The sequence below is a fragment of the Terribacillus sp. 7520-G genome, from assembly GCF_002271665.1.
Taxonomy (GTDB): Bacteria; Bacillota; Bacilli; order Bacillales; family Amphibacillaceae; genus Terribacillus.
Window position 1 is genome coordinate 15,781 of sequence record NZ_NQFP01000035.1, and the last position, 17,318, is coordinate 33,098.

Here is a 17,318-nt window from a genome sequence, read left to right on the forward strand (position 1 = left end):
GGTTTTTTTGTGGTCTTTTTTCCACATATCTTTAGTGGCGCTGTGCAAACTACAGATATCCAATTACAGGAGGGGGGCGTCGTCATGGGTTTTTTTAAGCAAAGGAAGAACCAGCCGGTACAAGAGAAAGTCATACGGGAAGATAAGATGCCGCCGCATCGATCCACAGCGTCACTGGAAAAAAATATTCAATACTTGCAGAATGAATTGCGGAATTCAACTGATCTGAAAATACGCTTGCTGCCGGGAAATAAGCAGGCATTGGTTTACATAGATGACATTACGGATTCGGATAAAATGCAGCGTTATATATTCGAGCCGCTATTGAAGACGGATGGCAATATAGCGAAGGTCAAAGACCGGGAAGAAAGCGACGACCTAAATAAAGCAATAACTGCGCTCCTGGAGGGCAAGGCTGTCTATTTGGTGGAGGGAGACTCTGCTTTGTATTTTTTCAATGTCCAGCAGAATGTAGTCAGGGCAATCGATGAGCCGATGAACGAAAAGGTCATCAAGGGTTCGCATGATGGATTCAATGAAGATATCAAGCAGAATATCAATCTGATTCGGCGGCGCATCCAGCATCGCAGTCTAACGATAAAAAAACAGACGGTTGGCGACTATACCGAATCAGAAATCGCCCTGATCTATGTGGATGGAATAGCGAATCCGGAGGTGGTGGAAGAGCTGGAAAAAAGGGTGAAAAGCATCAAAATCGATGCGCTCCTGAGTGCGGGGGCATTCAGTGAATACATCGAGGATCGCAGTTATAGTATCTTTCCGCAATTCTTAAGTACGGAAAGACCGGATAAGACTGTTGCGCAGCTTATGGAGGGGAGAATTGCCATTTTATTTGCGAACAATCCTACTTGCCTGATTGCACCGGTTACATTTTATGCTTTTTATCAATCGCCGGATGATTATAATACCCGCTGGATTGTAGCAACATATATTCGTTTGATTCGCCTTTTCAGTTTCATTCTGGCCATTACGCTGCCATCCTTTTATATTGCCGTTGTCGGCTTCCATTATGAAGTCATTCCGGAAGAATTGATATCGCCAGTATTGGGGGCTATCAGGGACATTGCGTACCCGCCCATAGTCGAGGCTATATTAATGGTGATCGTCATTGAGCTTATCAGGGAATCGGGTATTCGGCTGCCGTCTCCCATTGGTTCGACCATTGGTATTGTAGGTGGTCTGGTTATCGGGGATGCGATTGTGACGGCAGGTTTAGTATCCAATTTGATGGTGATCGTCATTGCCCTCACATCCCTGGCCTCGTTTTTAGTGCCTTCGAATGAAATGAGTGATTCGCTTAGGGTGTTGACGTTCCCGTTGATCATCCTTAGTTCCATTCTCGGATTTATCGGTATCGCTTTCGGTTTGCTGATGGTGCTGATTCACCTTTGCCGGATGGAATCATTGGGGCTTAGCTACTTTACGCCGATACAATTCCGGGATCTAAAAGATACGGTAATACGTGTTCCGCAATTTTTGATGAAGCGCCGTCCAGATCAGGTGGAGTCACCGCGGCCATATATGTCCAATGAACTGGGTGATGATCATGGAGAAAAGTGATGCAAAACAAAAAATTACTTTATCCCAGCTTGGGTATATCTATATCCAGAGTCAAATTGGCGTCGATATCCTGAATTTATCCACTGTCCTGCATAAAGCGGCCGGGCCCGATGGCTGGATCCCATTGCTTATTGGCGGTTTCATTTCCATCATTTTTGTGTTGATGATGATGCATATAAGTAAATGCTATCCAGGTGAAGGTCTATTCGAGGTTCTGAAAAGCAGCTTCGGCAAAGTGTTGGGACGCGCAGCGCAAATCGGCTATTATGTTTATTTTTTGGTTGTGGCAATTTACCTTTTAACTTCTTATGGGGAACTGATCAATCAATGGCTTCTGCCTGAGACGCCGATCATTGTGCTGTATGCGTTACTGGTCATCAGTGCGCTTTATACTATATCGGGCGGTCTCACGCTTATCGCCAAAGTGTTTACCTTTTTCTCTGTCATCCTTTTCTTGCTGTCTGCGCTGTTCTTATTCGGATTCGTGGACGCGAAATTCATTTATTTACTGCCAATAGGACAGGCACCTTTTTCTGCTTATATCGAAGGGATCAGAGTCACCATCTATTCCTTGAGCAGCTATGTATTATTATTATTGTTCGTCCCTTATACAAAGGGATCCCATAAGCAAAAAATAAGGACGGTACTGGGAGCGAACCTGATTGTCAACTTTTTCTATTTATATACGGTGATCGTATCCTTCGCTCATTTCGGGTCGGATCAGATTGAACACATCTCGCAGCCGGTTCTTTATATGCTGAGGACAGCCGATTCTGTCATCATCACCAGAATCGACATTTTTGTACTTGCGATGTGGACCGTATTTGCCATGACAGCTTTCGCTTCGTATCTTTATGCTGCAGAAAGGGCTTTTGCCAATATACCAAAATCGAAGAAGAAAATGCTGATTGTCTATGCTGCTTCCTTCATTGTGATAGCAGTTTCCTATTGGGGCGGGCTTAATGAAAAGAATCTTGGGCACATTATCGATTTTCAGGATAAGATAACCGATTATTTCACCATGTACATCCCGACCTTGTTATTCCTGCTATCCTTCCTGCGCAGAAAAGATAAACCAAAGGGGGCTGCACAATGAAAAAGCTGTGTATCATCTTGCTGAGCTGTACGCTGCTTTTGTCAGGATGCTGGGATACGAGGGAATTCAAAGAAGTGAAGCTTGGGATAACGGCAGCTTACGATTTGTCGGATGATGGGGTTTATACAAATACCATCCTGATACCGAATGTCCAAAATAGTGCACAGGGGCCAGGAGAAGAATCCACGCAATTCCTTACGGCAACCGGAAGTACATCTTCCGAGGCAAGAACGAATATCGACAGACGATTATCCTCTACTTACAGCCCAGCCCAGCTTGATGTTTTACTTTTGGGGGAAAACCTTGCCCGTCAGGATATTTATCCATACGTCGATCCTTATTACCGGGATCCGAGGATGCATCTCGATGCCGTACCGGTGGTGGTGAAGGGGAATGCGCAGCAGGCGCTGAAAGTGGTCCCTGAATCCGAGATTCGTCCGAGCGAATATATAGAAGGAATAGTCGAATCGGAAGTGGAAACCACCAATGCGGTCGAAACCAGTCTGCAAGCGATAGGTTCGGAGCTTTTTGAAGAAGGAGAAGATTTTACCTTGCCGCTTCTGGAAGTCGGGGATGGCGGAAAGACAGTTTCTTATGAAGGAATGGCATTATTCCATGAATCAAGTTATAGCGGTAAGGATATCCCTTTCGATCATACGACTCTTTTTCTGCTGATGAAGCGGATAAAGGGAAAAATAGCTCGAATCACCCTTAAGATCTTTGATGGGGAGAAACAAGCCATCGATGACTATACGACGATAAATATCGAGGATTATTCGAGTGAAATCAAGTCGAAACCAGATAAACAGCATAAAGTCAGGACAGATATCACGCTGGATTTAACGGTAATGATCCAAGAATACCCGCAGGATCATCTCAGCCTGGATAAATTGCCTGAGCTTAAAAAGAATCTGGAGCAGGCATTGACTGATCAGGCCAAGGAAACGATCAGCATCATTCAAGAGGCGAATAGCGATGTATTTGGAATCGGACGCAGCATCTATGGCCATCATCCTGACTATTGGAGCAAGCTTGACTGGGACCGGGATTTCAAAAATATAAAAATTGTGCCGCATATCAATGTGAATGTACGATCGCGCGGAATTTTCAGATAATGAATCACTTTTCTGGAGTTTGTTTAATCAATGTCCGTCTTCCCGCATAAGATAGACTAATTATCTTAAGGGAGGCTGGCGAATGAGTGATTCCAATCATTTTGCAGTGTCGGAAGAAGACTGGTCCCTCCATCGAAAAGGATATGATGATCAAAAGCGGCATCAGGAGAAGGTCCAGGAAGTATTGAAGAACAAATTGCCCGATTTGATCACAGAAGAAAATATTATCATGTCAAATGGGAAGGATCTGATCAAAATACCGATCAGGTCATTGGATGAATACAAAATCCGTTATAGCCAAGACAAGAACAAACATGCCGGTCAAGGAAAAGGCGACAGCAAAGTAGGAGATGTGCTGGGCCGTGCCGGCGGTCAGCAAAAGGCACCTGGCAAGGGACAAGGTGAAGCAGGAGACCAGCCTGGTCAGGATTATTATGAAGCGGAAGTATCTTTTGAGGAACTGGAAGAGAATTTTTACAGCCAGCTGGAGCTGCCGAATCTGGAACAAAAAGATGAACAGCAGATGATCGTGACGGATATTGCCTTTCACGACATCCGCAAGACAGGACTTATCGGTAATATCGACAAAAAAAGGACGATGCTGGAAGCATTCAAGCGCAATGCGCTAAGCGGGAGTGCTTCATTTGCTCCGATTTATCCGGAAGATGTCCGCTATAAGACTTGGGACACGATTGAAAAGCCTGATTCGAAGGCTGTCGTCCTTGCTATGCTTGATACGAGCGGCAGCATGGGGAATTGGGAAAAATATGTGGCAAGAAGCTTCTTCTTTTGGATGACACGTTTCCTCCGGACCAAATATGAAACGGTGGATATTGAGTTCATAGCCCATCATACCGAGGCTAATGTCGTTGACGAAGAGTCCTTTTTCTCGAAAGGGGAAAGCGGCGGTACCATCTGCTCCTCAGCGTATAAGAAAGCATTGGAGCTGATAGATGAAAAGTACCCGCCATCGGCATATAATATTTACCCTTTCCATTTTTCGGATGGTGATAATCTCACTTCCGATAATAGCCGCTGCGTCGGTCTCATCAATCAGCTGCTTGAAAAATCAAGTATGTTCGGGTATGGGGAAGTGAATCAATATAATCGCCATTCCACATTGATGCAAATATTCCGGAAGATGGACCATCCCAAATTCAGATATTATGTCCTGCGTAAGAAAACAGATGTATTCTATGCCATGCAGCGCTTCTTCTCGAACGAGGAAACAGAAGTTTCAGTCTGAACAGCAGTGATTCCACTGTTGTTCTTTTTTGGTTTCTGGAAATAATCCTCCTTGAAAAAGCATATATTGGTCATATGCCAAAAAGCCCTTTCTTTTTTCTAAGATATCCTTTAGGATAGAGAAGGCGATACAATGTTTCGTTTATATTACAAATAAATTACAGATATATTAAATAGAGAAGTGCTTTTAATGGGAAAGGGAAGGATTTACAACATGAAGGAAAAACGGATTCTATTTACGGGGGGCGGCACGGCCGGCCATGTAATCGTGAACGTGGCCCTGATTCCTGTATTCAGACAGGAAGGGTGGAAGATCGATTACATTGGTTCAAAGAATGGAATAGAGCGTGACCTGATTGAGCCGATGGAAGGCGTGACATATCATAGCATTTCCACCGGGAAATTAAGACGTTATATGTCCAAGGAGAATTTCAAGGATCCTTTCAAAGTGATGAAAGGAACACTGCAGGCCTATCGAATCATGGGAAAAGTGAAACCGGATGTCATTTTCTCCAAAGGCGGATTCGTTTCGGTTCCGGTATTATTTGCGTCCTGGCTCCGTCATATTCCGGCTGTCATTCATGAATCGGATATTACACCTGGATTGGCGAATAAGCTTGCGATGCCATTCGCGAAGAAAATCGTGACGACATTTGCTGAAACAGTATCCCATGTCTCTGCCAAAAAAGCGGAATGGGTCGGAGCAGTCGTCCGGGATGAATTGATTCAAGGAAATCGGAGAGTGGGTTTGGAGAATCTCGGCTTTTCACCTGATAAGGCTGTTTTATTGATCATGGGAGGCAGCGGAGGATCCCAAGTAATCAATGAGGCGGTCCGCTCCAGCTTGGACACACTGCTGCAGGAATTCCAGATTATCCACATCTGCGGAAAGAATCAACTGGATGAAACAATCAAGAGAGATGGCTATGTGCAATTTGAATATGTGAACGAAGGTTTGAACGATTTGTTCGCAGCCTCTGATTTCGTCTTGTCACGTGCGGGTTCGAATGCTATCTTTGAATTTTTGGCACTCCGTAAGCCGATGCTTTTGGTGCCATTATCCCGGAAAGCAAGCCGGGGAGATCAGCTGCTTAATGCAAGCTCCTTCAAGAAACAAGGCTATGCCGATGTTTTGGAAGAAGAGGATTTGACAAGTGCTTCCTTGATTCAGCATTTACAGGATCTCAAGGAGCATAAAAACGAAATATTGCGCAGCATGAGTCATTATGAGAGCCAAGAAGCGAAACAACGAGTAATTGAAATCATAAAAGAACACGCAAAAAAAACCAACTGACAATCTGTCAGTTGGTTTTTTCGTATCCGTTACGAACGACAGTCAATTCACCAGTTGCCGGATCGATTACAAGGGCATGGACGGGTACTTGTTTTGGCAGCAAAGGATGATTCGCGATCAGCGATGCACTGTTTTCCACTGATTCCTCTACACTGTTGAATCCATCAAACCATGTATTGGCAATATCCTCACTGGATGATTGACGCAGATATGTTTCGACATCCCCGCCTTGCTGGCCGATTTGTTTCAGCATATCGGAACCATGCAGATGATGCATGCCACAGTCTTTGTGACCGATTACGAATACTTCTTCACCTTTCAAGGCGTGGATCGCCACTAAGATACTTTTCATCGCACTATCGGAAGTGTCGACGAGCATCGCACCTGCGTTTTGGATCATTTTTGCATCGCCATTTTTGAGGTTGAGCGCTTTTGGAAGCAGTTCAAGCAAGCGGGCATCCATACAAGTTAGAATGACAGCTTTCCTGGATGGGAACTTATCTGTTTCATATTTTGCGTATTCTTTATTTTCTACGAATTTTTGGTTATGAACCAAGATCTCATCTAATAACATGGATTACGATACTCCTTTTTAATTATCATCTCTAGTCTACCATATTAGTGCAAATGGTTAACAATTTCTTATTGATTAAATTGTTTGAAAATAACATTGACCTTTTTCGACCGGTATGTATATACTTATTATGCATAAAATTACAATTGGAAGGAGGGACCCAAGATGAACAACCGGAAAATAGCTTTTAACAGCCAATTTCATAGTGGGCGGCCCCTCCTTTATTCGGTATTTTAGAGGTTTGATTTTATCGGGATGGAGTAGTCGCAATTAGCTTGCTGCATACTCCCAACAACGTGTACGCCTGCGGGCGTGCGCGTTTTTTTATGCATAAATGACGGTTTGCTGATACAGGCCGGGATTCCTTTCCGGCTTCTTATCATAACAAGAAAACAAGGAGGAAGCGCTATGCCGAACACACAGACAAAAAAATGGGAGGAAGATTGGAATGATGATGGTTAGCTGAACAGTTTGGACAAATTCGTGAAAGAAGGTGGTGGATAGTATGTTTGATGTTTTGAAGAAGTTGGATTGGTTTTTCCTGAAATATTGGAAGCGATATACGATTGCAATCATCGCACTTATACTGGCCAGCTTGATCGGGCTGATCCCGCCGAAGCTGATCGGTCTCACCATTGATGAGATCAATTATAACTCGCTTACTTCAGAAAGGCTTTGGCAGGTCATCGGTCTGTTCCTGCTGCTTATCGTGCTGCACTATGTCATTTCCTATGTGTGGGATTATACCTTGTTCAGCGGATCTGCGATTCTGGAGAGATTGATGCGTTCCAAGCTGATGGGACACTTTTTCCGTATGACACCTACATTCTTCGATAAGAAAAAAGTGGGGGACCTGATGGCGCAAGGTACGAATGATTTACGTGCCATCTATATGACAAGCGGTTTCGGGGTATTGACGCTGGTGGATTCAAGTATTTTTATGCTCATGATCATTGCAATCATGGGATTTTCGATCAGCTGGGAACTGACGTTGGTCGCCCTTATCCCGATGCCCATCATGGCCATTGTCATGCATAAATATGGAGAGGCTATCAATGAACGCTTCACGGAAGCACAGGAAGCTTTCGGGAACTTGAATAATGAAGTGCTGGAATCGATCCGCGGAGTCCGGGTGACACGGGCATTCGTTCAAGAGCAGCAGGACGAACAGCGGTTTCAGGATATGACGGAGGATGTTTATCGGAAGAATATCAAGGTAGCGAAGATCGATGCATTATTCGAACCAACGATGAAAGTGCTTGTAGGGCTTTCCTACACAATCGGAATCGGCTATGGCGCCTTGCTTGTCTTCCAAAATGAAATCACCCTGGGGAATCTAGTATCGTTCAATATGTATCTTGGAATGCTTATTTGGCCGATGTTTGCTGTAGGTGAATTGATCAATGTCCTGCAGCGGGGGAATGCATCCTTGGATCGTGTCAATATGACGCTTGATTATCCGGCCGATGTAACGGATCCCGAACAGCCTGTGGATCGGCAGAAACCAGGAGATATTGTCTTCGATTCTGTAAGCTTCTGTTATCCGGGCAATGATACGGAGCGCCTCCATGACATCAGCCTCGAGATCAAGCAGGGGACGACACTTGGTGTTGTAGGTAAAACTGGTGCCGGCAAGTCGACATTGTTCAAACAGCTGCTCCGTCAATATCCGCCAGGGGAAGGTCGATTGCTGCTCGGCGGTATACCAATCGAACAGTTTTCCTTGCAGAAGACGCGCAGCTGGATTGGTTATGTACCGCAGGAACAGATCCTTTTCTCGAAAACGATCCGGGAAAATATCCGATATGGCAAACAGGATGCATCCGACGAGGAAATTTTCCGTGTCATGGAGCTCGCTCATTTCCTTACGGATATAAAGAGCCTCCCCGAAGGCCTGGATACAAAAGTGGGTGAAAGCGGGGTCACCCTTTCCGGAGGGCAGAAACAGCGTGTCGCCCTGGCGCGTGCCTTTATCAAGAATCCGGAAATATTGATCCTGGATGATTCCATGAGTGCAGTCGATGGTAAAACCGAAGCCAATATCATTGAGCATTTGAAGAAAGAGCGCCAGGATAAAACGACTATCATCGCAGCTCATCGACTTTCCGCTGTCAAGCATGCCGAACAGATCATCGTGCTGGATGATGGAAGGATCATGGAGCAAGGTACACATGAAGAGCTGCTTGAAGCGGACGGCTGGTATGCAAGCCAGTTTTATTTGCAGCAGCTTGAGGATAAGGGGGGTGTCTCCTCATGAAGAAAGAAACGACGGAACGGCGATTGTTCAATTACGCATTAAGCAATAAGAAAACGATCAATATCGGTCTCATCTGCCTGCTCATTGCTGTCGCGCTCGAGCTGGCAGGCCCGCTGATCGCAGCTCGAATAATCGATCATCACATCCTTGGAATAGAGTCCACTTGGTATGAAGTGGAAAATGAGACGGATCATACAGTCGATTATGCGGGAAAGACTTATATCCGTTCAGATGAGCTCGACTCGAAGGAAGATGCAGTCGGAGAAGCAACCGTCATGCAGATAGGCAGGCATTTTTATTTTGCGGATGGAGCCCTGCCTTTGGAAGGTTCCAAATCCTATGCAGATGGTACAATCACTGTCGATGGTCCGCAAGGGAAAGAAAAGGCAGCGGGCACGAGACTTTCAGCTGCAGAGTTATATGAATTTTTCCGGCCGCAATTCCAGCCGATCATCATCTTGCTCATTGTTTATGCAGGCCTATTATTCATTGCGGCAATATTTCAATTTTGGAAGACTTTCTTGCTGCAGCAAGCTTCCAATAAAATCGTACGCACAATGCGAAATGAAATTTTTGCCCATACACAGCGTGTGCCGATCCATTATTATGTGGACCGGCCGGCAGGGACGATTGTTGCAAGGATCACCAACGATACAGAAGCGATCCGTGATTTATATGAGCGGGTATTGGCTACATTTGTGACAAGTTTCGTTTATATGGGTGGTATCTTTGTCGCGATGTTCGTGCTGAATGCCAAACTGGCTGCCATTTGCTTACTCGTGATTCCGATTTTTTGGGCTTGGATGAAGGTATATAAGTATTTTGGCACGAAATACAATAAAGTCGTCCGAAAAACGGTCAGTGAGATTAACGGCAGTATCAATGAATCGATTCAGGGCATGCCGATCATCCAGGCGTTCAACCGGGAACATAAGACAAAAGAAGAATTCGAAGTGCTGAATACGCGGAATTTCACCTACCAGCGGAAGCTGATGAAATTAAGTGCTTTGACCTCCCATAACTTAGTGACAGTGCTCCGTAACCTGGCTTTCGTCGCATTCATCTGGTATTTCGGAGGTGCTGCTGCAACCGGTGGTTCCATCGTTACAGTGGGAGTGCTCTATGCTTTTGTCGATTACTTGAACCGTTTGTTCAATCCGGTCACGGATGCAGTGAATCAGCTGCCGCTGCTGGAGCAGGCACGGGTTGCTGCAGCTCGTGTATTCCAGCTGCTTGAAGAACCAGGGGAAGATGTGGATTCCCAGGCCAAGCGTGAGAAGAACCGAGGAGAAATCGCTTTTGAGCATGTCAGCTTTGCTTATAATGATAAAGATTATGTGCTGAAAGACCTTAGCTTCCAGATAAAAAGCGGACAGACGGCAGCTTTCGTCGGGCATACAGGTTCCGGCAAAAGCTCGATCATGAATTTATTATTCCGGTTTTATGATCATCAGAAAGGGAGAATAACGATTGATGGTGTGGATACAAAAGAAATGTCACGCCAGCAAGTCCGCAGCAGCATGGGGATTGTGCTGCAGGATCCATTCCTTTTTACAGGTACGATCCTGACGAATGTGACAATGAATAATCCGGCTATTTCGCGCGAAGCGGCCATCGAATCCCTGAAAGCAGTAGGAGCGGAGCCATTCATCTCCAAGCTTCCGAAACAATACGATGAGCCAGTCAAAGAAGGAGGAGCCACCCTTTCCATGGGGGAACGGCAGCTTGTTTCCTTCGCGAGAGCATTGGCCTTCAATCCTTCCATTTTGATATTGGATGAAGCGACTGCCAATATCGACACCGAAACAGAGGCCGTCATCCAGCGAGCTTTGGATGTACTCAAGCAGGGCAGGACAACATTGGTCATCGCCCATCGTCTTTCGACAATCATGCATGCCGATCAGATTTTTGTCCTGGATCACGGGAAGATATTGGAACAAGGCGATCACATGTCCCTACTGGAGAAACAGGGACAATATTATCAGATGTACTTGATGCAGCAGAGCGGTATAAAGCGTTCCGCCGGTTAGTGAAAAAGCCGTCCTGATTATACAGGATGGCTTTTTTATGCGCTTTATTGTTGCAGAGATTTAATTTTTTTGTAATTATTTTGAGAAGCAGCCTTTAAACCGGGTGTTGTATGATAGGCATATTGGTGAAGTATTGGAGTAAGTCATATGTCATATATAAGAATCTCAATTGATTTTAAACGAAATTTACAAATGATTTTAGTGTGTTACACCCGAAAATTACAATTATGTTACGAAAAATATAGAAGGCTGGAGGTGATAGGTCTTGTATCTACGCCAGTCTAATGATCCTAACCGCGGAAAATTAGAAGAACAGATTAAACAAGTGCAGGCCGGAAACACCGAGTTGCAAAATGAGCTGATCGAGAGTTATCAGCCTTTCATTGCAAAATCCGTGTCCGAAGTATGCCGGCGATTCATCGATCCTTCCAAGGATGAAGAATTCAGTATCGGTTTATCCGCTTTCAATGAAGCGATGCTTGCTTATGCGGATGATAAAGGGAGTTCCTTCCTTTCATTTGCCAAGCTGGTGATCAAGCGAAAGACAATCGATTATATCAGGCGGGAGCGGATCCGCCAGCCTGCTGCTTCCTTGGACGAGCTGTATGAAGATGAAAGTGAGAATCCAGGTGAAGTGCAAGCAGCCCAGACAGCTTATGTCCAGGAAACAGAAACTTGGTATCGCCGTGCTGAGATAGAGGAGTATGATAAGAAACTGAAGGAATATAAGCTGTCGTTCCAAGAGCTGATCCAAGTCGCGCCAAAGCATCGCGATGCCAGGGAATCGGCAATCGAAGCAGCAAAGATTCTCCATGCGGATCGAGAGCTTCGGGATTATGTGAATAGAAAGAAGAAAATCCCGATTAAACAGCTAGTCGAAAAGGTATCTGTGAGCAAGAAAACATTGGAAAGGAACAGGAAGTATATTCTCGCCATCTTCATCATTCTTAGCGAGGATTATATTTACCTGAAGGATTATATGAAGGGGGTGAGTTAGTGAAAAGAGGAGTCGTCGTCAAGCAAAGCCGCCGGAGCACAATCGTGCTGACCAGCGAAGGGAATTTCTTGGAGATCGTTGTGAAAGAGCAGGCAGAGATCGGACAAGAAGTCGAATTCAGTGCCCATGAACTAGTCCGTCGTACAAGAATCAGACATTGGACACCGTCCATGAAGAATTTCATGCGTGTGGCCGTATTGGTGCTTGTTTTTGTGCTGGCCTTATTCCCGGTTTATTCCTGGTACAGCGGTAATAAAGCATATGCTTATGTCAGCCTTGATTTCAATCCGAGCATTGAATTGAAGGTCAATAACCGTATGGATGTTATTTCTGCAGCGGCTTTGAATGAAGAGGCAAAAACGGTACTTGCTTCTCTGGATGATTGGGCAGGTGAGCCTGTCGAAGAGGTTGCAGCCAGTATTTTGCGGAAATCGAGTGACTTAGGTCTTTTAACTGACTCGGAAAGCATTATCATAGGTGTCAATTACATAGATACCAAACAGGATGATAAGCAATTGACCAGCATATTGGAGGGATCGGTCAATTCATTCAACAATACATTACATATCGCATCGTTCCAGGTGCCTGATAAAGTGCGCCAGACGGCTCAGGATGAGCATAAATCAATGAATGAAATCATGGCGCAGACCATTCTGGAGGGAGATACATCCTCTTCTGATTCAGCTCTTACACAATCGGATTCAGCCATTATAAAGGATTTTTATAAAGAAGATGTGAAAGAAAAAGGAGCAGAGCAGCAGGATGAGACTTCCAAAGGGTCGGATGATGGGATGGATGCAAATTCTGCCTATGCTGTCGTGAAGCAATCCGTGAAAGAGAGAGAACATACGGATGCTCATTTGGCTGATATACCTGGCGGGGAGCCGAAGGAATCCAATCAGTCGAAAGAAGCAAGAAAACAATTGAAGGAAGAAAAGAAACAAGCGAAAGAAACGGAAAAACAGGCCGGAAAAGCTGAAAAAAAGCAAGGGAAATCGGATGAGAACTCAGCGGTTAGACAAGATAAACAGGCTGCTGAAAAGAAAAGACAAGATAATAAACAAAATAATGCTAATATGAAGAACCAAAAAGAAAATAATGGGAACGGAAATAAACCTCCCGGCAAAGAAAAAGAGAAAGCAAACGGCCATGAAAAACAGGAAAAAAATAAGAAATCCACGCCTCCGGGACATCAAGACAGAAGAAATGAAAATGAAGATCATAAAGGAAAGCAGCCTTCTTCCGAAAAAAACTGAAATCACGGGATGGATTTTGTTCATAATAGGACTACTTGCACAATGGAAAGGGTAATTACAATAAAGAACTTTTCCGATAGAGAGGATAGCTGCTATGTCTGAATTAGATTTGTCGCAGTTTGAGAAAAAAGTCGTTTTACGGAATATCACCGAGTCGGATATCGATCAAATCCTGGATATGCAGAAATTATGTTTTCCTGGCATGGAGCCATGGAAGAAGAGTCACCTGAAAAGTCATATCGATATATTTCCTGAGGGACAGTTCTGCGTGGAATTGGATGGTAAAATCATTGGCAGCTGTTCCAGCTTGATTGTCAATTTTGACGAGTATGATGATCGTCACACTTGGGATGACATTACAGATGAAGGATATATCACGAACCATAATCCGGAGGGTTTCAATTTGTATGGCATCGAGGTCATGGTCCATCCGGAATACCAGGGCATGAAAATCGGGAAGCGCCTTTACGAAGCGCGGAAGGAATTGGCCGCTGAGATGAATTTGAAAAGCATCATCATCGGCGGAAGAATCCCGAATTATCATAAATACAGCCATGAACTAACGCCGCGTCAGTATGTGGAGGAAGTGGAAGCGCAGAACATCTATGATCCTGTGCTGACATTCCAAATGATGAACGGTTTCCGTGTCATGCGGATCAACCGCGATTATTTGCCTGATGATAAGCAATCAGCAACCTTTGCGACCTTGATGGAATGGAATAATATCGAATATCATGCGAAGTCGAAACGGCATTTCAAAACGGCCTATCCTGTACGGATCACGGTCATTCAATACATGATGAAACAAATTGAATCGTTTGAGGAATTCGCGAGGCAAGTGGAGTACTATGTGGACGTTGCCTATGATTTCGGATCGGATTTTGCTGTATTCCCGGAGATTTTCACGACGCAGCTCATGAGTTTCCTCGAAGAAAAAGTACCTTCCAAAGCGGTTCGGAAATTGTCTGAATTCACAGAGCAGTATATCGAATTATTCACAAATCTGGCCGTTCGCTACAATGTCAACATTGTGGGCGGTTCGCATTTTGTGGAAGAGGACGAGCATATTTATAATATCGCCTATCTATTCCGTCGTGACGGAACGATCGAGAAGCAATACAAAATCCATGTCACACCAAATGAGAAAAAGTGGTGGGGGATCCAGCCTGGTGATACGGTGAAGGTTTTCGATACGGATTGCGGGCGCATTGCAATACAGATTTGTTATGACATCGAATTCCCGGAGCTGGCCCGTCATGCCGTGGATCAAGGAGCGAATATCATTTTCGTCCCATTCTGCACAGATGACCGTCAGGGATATTTGCGTGTCAGGTATTGTGCACAGGCCCGAGCTGTGGAGAATCAGGTTTATACTGTGATAGCAGGAACGGTAGGAAACTTGACGCAGGTGGAGAATATGGATATTCAATATGCGCAGTCCGGTATTTTCACACCTTCCGATTTTGAATTCGCTCGTGATGGCATTGTCGGGGAGTGCCCGCCGAATATCGAGACGGTCGTTGTCGGAGATGTCGATTTAGAGATATTGCAGCGGCAGCGAAAAACAGGTACTGTTCGCCATCTGCATGATCGCCGTAAAGATTTATTCGAATTGAGATTCAAGAATTTGGAAAGTGAAACGCCGGAGGACCATTGAAGAAGACTCGAGCCAGTGTGCTCGAGTCTTCTTTTATACATCCAAGGCATATAAAGTTGTATGGCCCAGGGCATGATCGATATATTGGAGCAGTTCTTCGTGTGATTTCACGACAGCATGTTGTTCGGAGGGATAGTGGAATGCGTGCAGGAAAATCTCGATTCGCTTGGAAAGCAAATCATCCTTTGTGCGTACCATAAGGACTAGCAGATCGTCCCACTGGCCCCAGATTGTAAACAACAATGCTTTTTCATAATCCTGTACTTTCATCGCGGTATCCCCTCCTGTCAGGGTACGCTTAGTATTTCTCCATTCTGTAAGAACATTGCTGGCAGATATAAACACTTCTCCATCAGTTTTGAATAGGGTGGAAAAAACCGTACATACTAAGCGCAGAATGGCAAATCAAAGGAGGAAATACCAATGAAAAAATGGAAATTGATCAGCATGGCTGCCCTTGCTGCCATCACACTTACAGCGTGTCAAAACGACAATGACAATGATACTGGCATGGGCAGGGACGGCAATATAGAACCGACACGGTACAATAATACCGATAACAATCTGGTGGACCGCAATACCGATAATACGATGGATGTAGATGATCGCCAAAACAATGGCGATGACCAGCAGCCGCGTTATCAGGTTGCAGATGATGCAGCGAAAAAAGTGGAGGAAGTAAAAGGCGTTGATAATGCTTATGTATTTACAACGGATAATAATGCTTTCGTAGCGGTTGATATGAAAAATGATGATGATAACACAGGCAATAATGGCATGGGTAACACAACGACTGGCGACAACAATGATAATGAAGTGACAGACCAGATGAAGCGCGATGTGGAAAAAGCGGTGAAATCAGTCGATGAAGACATCGACAATGTATACGTATCAGCTGATCCGGATTTCTTGGAAATGGCGGAGGATTACAATAATAAAATTGATGAAGGACAGCCAGTGAAAGGCTTTTTCCTGGAATTCGGCAATATGCTGAATCGCGTCTTCCCGAATAACGAAAGATAATGAAAAGAGGCTCCTGGAACGGAGCCTCTTTTCAATTTGGCTGCTTGGCAAGTGAGGATGCAACTGCCAAAGCCTTTTTGATTGCGCCCTTGCCGACATCATAATGTGTGACAAAACGTACGCTGTATGGATCGAATGCATTTGCCAGTACTTGCTGCTCCTTAAGCAGCTGCACGTACTCATCTGCTGTCATGCCGGTACCTCTGACATCAGCCAATACAATATTCGTTTCCACTTTGTTCAGGATTTCGATTCCGTCGATTTCTGCAAGGCCCTCGGCCAATAACCTGGCGTTATCATGGTCATCTGCGAGACGTTCCACATTCTCGCGCAAGGCGACAAGACCTGGTGCCGCTAATATGCCGGCCTGACGCATTCCGCCGCCCAGGCGCTTCCTCCACTTGCGTGCCTTGCCGATGAATGCTTCAGACCCTGCAAGCACAGAACCTACAGGAGCTCCCAAGCCTTTGGAAAGACAAATCTGGACGGTATCCGTCAATTGGGCGTATTTCGCTACACTGATACCGGTAGCAACGGAGGCATTGAATAATCGCGCACCATCCATATGAATCGGAATCCGATGTTCACGGGCTATTTGGGCTATCACCATCATGTTCTCAATCGGGATGACCGCTCCGCCAGCCTTGTTATGCGTATTCTCCAGGCAAATCAAGCCTGTTTCGGGAAAATGGATATCGTCTTTGCGGATGGCAGCGGCCAGATCCTCTGGACAAATCGCACCGCGTTCTCCCTTCAATGTGCGAGTCTGCACGCCAGCAAAAATGGACGTAGCAGCCCCTTCATAAAGGAAGATATGCGATTCTTCCTCCAAGATGATTTCATTACCGGGGCTGCAATGAGAAAGTACTGCGATTTGATTCCCCTGAGTACCGCTTGGCACGAATAATGCGGCTTCCTTTCCAAGTAAATCGGCAACCGTTTCCTCTAACTCATTTACAGCTGGGTCCTCTCCATAGACATCATCTCCGACTTCTGCTTCAAAAGCAGCCCTTCGCATCGCTTCAGATGGCTTGGTGACCGTATCGCTACGCAGATCGATCATGGCGAACACTCCTCTCTCCATCCTATTATATAGTATGAATTTATAACATTTCCACTATTTTTATAGTTCTGCTGCCGCTTATTCATGAATGAAGGAAAATATAACTGACATCGGATATTTTCATTGAATA

The 17,318-nt window shown here is 45.0% G+C and carries 14 protein-coding genes; 11 read left to right on the plus strand and 3 right to left on the minus strand.

Annotated elements, in window-relative coordinates; all coding sequences use genetic code 11:
- The first annotated feature begins 84 nt into the window (after positions 1 to 84).
- From CHH53_RS12400 to CHH53_RS12420, 5 genes are all read left to right on the plus strand, one after another.
- A complete protein-coding gene (locus tag CHH53_RS12400) occupies positions 85 to 1,581 on the plus strand; it encodes a spore germination protein (protein WP_158221557.1) in 1,497 nt (498 codons plus the stop codon).
- On the plus strand, positions 1,568 to 2,677 hold the full coding sequence (locus CHH53_RS12405) for a GerAB/ArcD/ProY family transporter (RefSeq protein ID WP_158221558.1): 1,110 nt from the start codon (positions 1,568 to 1,570) through the stop codon (positions 2,675 to 2,677). Before CHH53_RS12400 ends, CHH53_RS12405 begins: the two co-directional genes overlap by 14 nt.
- Positions 2,674 to 3,792, plus strand: a complete 1,119-nt coding sequence (locus tag CHH53_RS12410) for a Ger(x)C family spore germination protein (RefSeq protein ID WP_095216455.1) — start codon at positions 2,674 to 2,676, stop codon at positions 3,790 to 3,792. Before CHH53_RS12405 ends, CHH53_RS12410 begins: the two co-directional genes overlap by 4 nt.
- 82 nt (positions 3,793 to 3,874) lie before the next feature.
- The gene (gene yhbH, locus CHH53_RS12415) at positions 3,875 to 5,038 is read left to right on the plus strand and encodes a sporulation protein YhbH (RefSeq protein WP_095216456.1); all 1,164 of its coding nucleotides are present in this window, start codon (positions 3,875 to 3,877) and stop codon (positions 5,036 to 5,038) included.
- Between the two features lie 213 nt (positions 5,039 to 5,251).
- Entirely contained in the window at positions 5,252 to 6,331 is a 1,080-nt protein-coding gene (locus tag CHH53_RS12420) for an undecaprenyldiphospho-muramoylpentapeptide beta-N-acetylglucosaminyltransferase (RefSeq protein ID WP_095216525.1), read from the plus strand.
- 7 nt (positions 6,332 to 6,338) lie between these two features.
- Here the strand turns inward: CHH53_RS12420 and CHH53_RS12425 are convergent, their stop codons facing one another.
- Positions 6,339 to 6,905: a beta-class carbonic anhydrase gene (locus CHH53_RS12425; RefSeq protein WP_095216457.1), complete on the minus strand. Its 567-nt coding sequence runs from the start codon at positions 6,903 to 6,905 to the stop codon at positions 6,339 to 6,341.
- Positions 6,906 to 7,410: 505 nt separating this feature from the next.
- On the opposite strand from CHH53_RS12425, the gene CHH53_RS12430 reads away from it, so the two are divergent.
- The 5 genes from CHH53_RS12430 to CHH53_RS12450 all read left to right on the plus strand — a co-directional run bounded on the left by CHH53_RS12430 (position 7,411) and on the right by CHH53_RS12450 (position 15,102).
- The gene (locus tag CHH53_RS12430) at positions 7,411 to 9,162 is read left to right on the plus strand and encodes an ABC transporter ATP-binding protein (protein WP_095216458.1); all 1,752 of its coding nucleotides are present in this window, start codon (positions 7,411 to 7,413) and stop codon (positions 9,160 to 9,162) included.
- A complete protein-coding gene (locus tag CHH53_RS12435; RefSeq protein ID WP_095216459.1) occupies positions 9,159 to 11,192 on the plus strand; it encodes an ABC transporter ATP-binding protein in 2,034 nt (677 codons plus the stop codon). Before CHH53_RS12430 ends, CHH53_RS12435 begins: the two co-directional genes overlap by 4 nt.
- A gap of 265 nt (positions 11,193 to 11,457) precedes the next feature.
- The gene (gene sigI, locus CHH53_RS12440) at positions 11,458 to 12,189 is read left to right on the plus strand and encodes an RNA polymerase sigma-I factor (protein WP_095216460.1); all 732 of its coding nucleotides are present in this window, start codon (positions 11,458 to 11,460) and stop codon (positions 12,187 to 12,189) included.
- Positions 12,189 to 13,445, plus strand: a complete 1,257-nt coding sequence (locus CHH53_RS12445; protein WP_095216461.1) for an anti-sigma factor domain-containing protein — start codon at positions 12,189 to 12,191, stop codon at positions 13,443 to 13,445. The genes sigI and CHH53_RS12445 overlap by 1 nt, the downstream gene beginning before the upstream one ends.
- A 94-nt stretch (positions 13,446 to 13,539) precedes the next feature.
- Positions 13,540 to 15,102, plus strand: a complete 1,563-nt coding sequence (locus tag CHH53_RS12450; RefSeq protein WP_095216462.1) for a bifunctional GNAT family N-acetyltransferase/carbon-nitrogen hydrolase family protein — start codon at positions 13,540 to 13,542, stop codon at positions 15,100 to 15,102.
- 33 nt (positions 15,103 to 15,135) lie between these two features.
- Here the strand turns inward: CHH53_RS12450 and CHH53_RS12455 are convergent, their stop codons facing one another.
- Positions 15,136 to 15,372 (minus strand): YhdB family protein, encoded by a 237-nt coding sequence (locus CHH53_RS12455; RefSeq protein ID WP_095216463.1) that lies wholly within the window; start codon positions 15,370 to 15,372, stop codon positions 15,136 to 15,138.
- Between the two features lie 153 nt (positions 15,373 to 15,525).
- On the opposite strand from CHH53_RS12455, the gene CHH53_RS12460 reads away from it, so the two are divergent.
- Complete coding sequence (locus CHH53_RS12460) at positions 15,526 to 16,125, plus strand: YhcN/YlaJ family sporulation lipoprotein (protein ID WP_095216464.1); 600 nt, start codon at positions 15,526 to 15,528, stop codon at positions 16,123 to 16,125.
- Between the two features lie 31 nt (positions 16,126 to 16,156).
- On the opposite strand, the gene ltaE is transcribed toward CHH53_RS12460, so the two are convergent.
- On the minus strand, positions 16,157 to 17,188 hold the full coding sequence (gene ltaE / locus CHH53_RS12465; RefSeq protein ID WP_095216465.1) for a low-specificity L-threonine aldolase: 1,032 nt from the start codon (positions 17,186 to 17,188) through the stop codon (positions 16,157 to 16,159).
- Between the last annotated feature and the right edge of the window lie 130 nt (positions 17,189 to 17,318).

Excerpts from the sequence above, each read along its gene's own strand:
- CHH53_RS12400 (WP_158221557.1), top strand. The coding sequence starts at position 85 with ATGGGTTTTTTTAAGCAAAGGAAGAACCAGCCGGTACAAGAGAAAGTC.
- CHH53_RS12405 (WP_158221558.1), top strand. The coding sequence starts at position 1,568 with ATGGAGAAAAGTGATGCAAAACAAAAAATTACTTTATCCCAGCTTGGG.
- CHH53_RS12410 (WP_095216455.1), top strand. The coding sequence starts at position 2,674 with ATGAAAAAGCTGTGTATCATCTTGCTGAGCTGTACGCTGCTTTTGTCA.
- yhbH (WP_095216456.1), top strand. The coding sequence starts at position 3,875 with ATGAGTGATTCCAATCATTTTGCAGTGTCGGAAGAAGACTGGTCCCTC.
- CHH53_RS12420 (WP_095216525.1), top strand. The coding sequence starts at position 5,252 with ATGAAGGAAAAACGGATTCTATTTACGGGGGGCGGCACGGCCGGCCAT.
- CHH53_RS12425 (WP_095216457.1), bottom strand. The coding sequence starts at position 6,905 with ATGTTATTAGATGAGATCTTGGTTCATAACCAAAAATTCGTAGAAAAT.
- CHH53_RS12430 (WP_095216458.1), top strand. The coding sequence starts at position 7,411 with ATGTTTGATGTTTTGAAGAAGTTGGATTGGTTTTTCCTGAAATATTGG.
- CHH53_RS12435 (WP_095216459.1), top strand. The coding sequence starts at position 9,159 with ATGAAGAAAGAAACGACGGAACGGCGATTGTTCAATTACGCATTAAGC.
- CHH53_RS12450 (WP_095216462.1), top strand. The coding sequence starts at position 13,540 with ATGTCTGAATTAGATTTGTCGCAGTTTGAGAAAAAAGTCGTTTTACGG.
- CHH53_RS12455 (WP_095216463.1), bottom strand. The coding sequence starts at position 15,372 with ATGAAAGTACAGGATTATGAAAAAGCATTGTTGTTTACAATCTGGGGC.
- CHH53_RS12460 (WP_095216464.1), top strand. The coding sequence starts at position 15,526 with ATGAAAAAATGGAAATTGATCAGCATGGCTGCCCTTGCTGCCATCACA.
- ltaE (WP_095216465.1), bottom strand. The coding sequence starts at position 17,188 with ATGATCGATCTGCGTAGCGATACGGTCACCAAGCCATCTGAAGCGATG.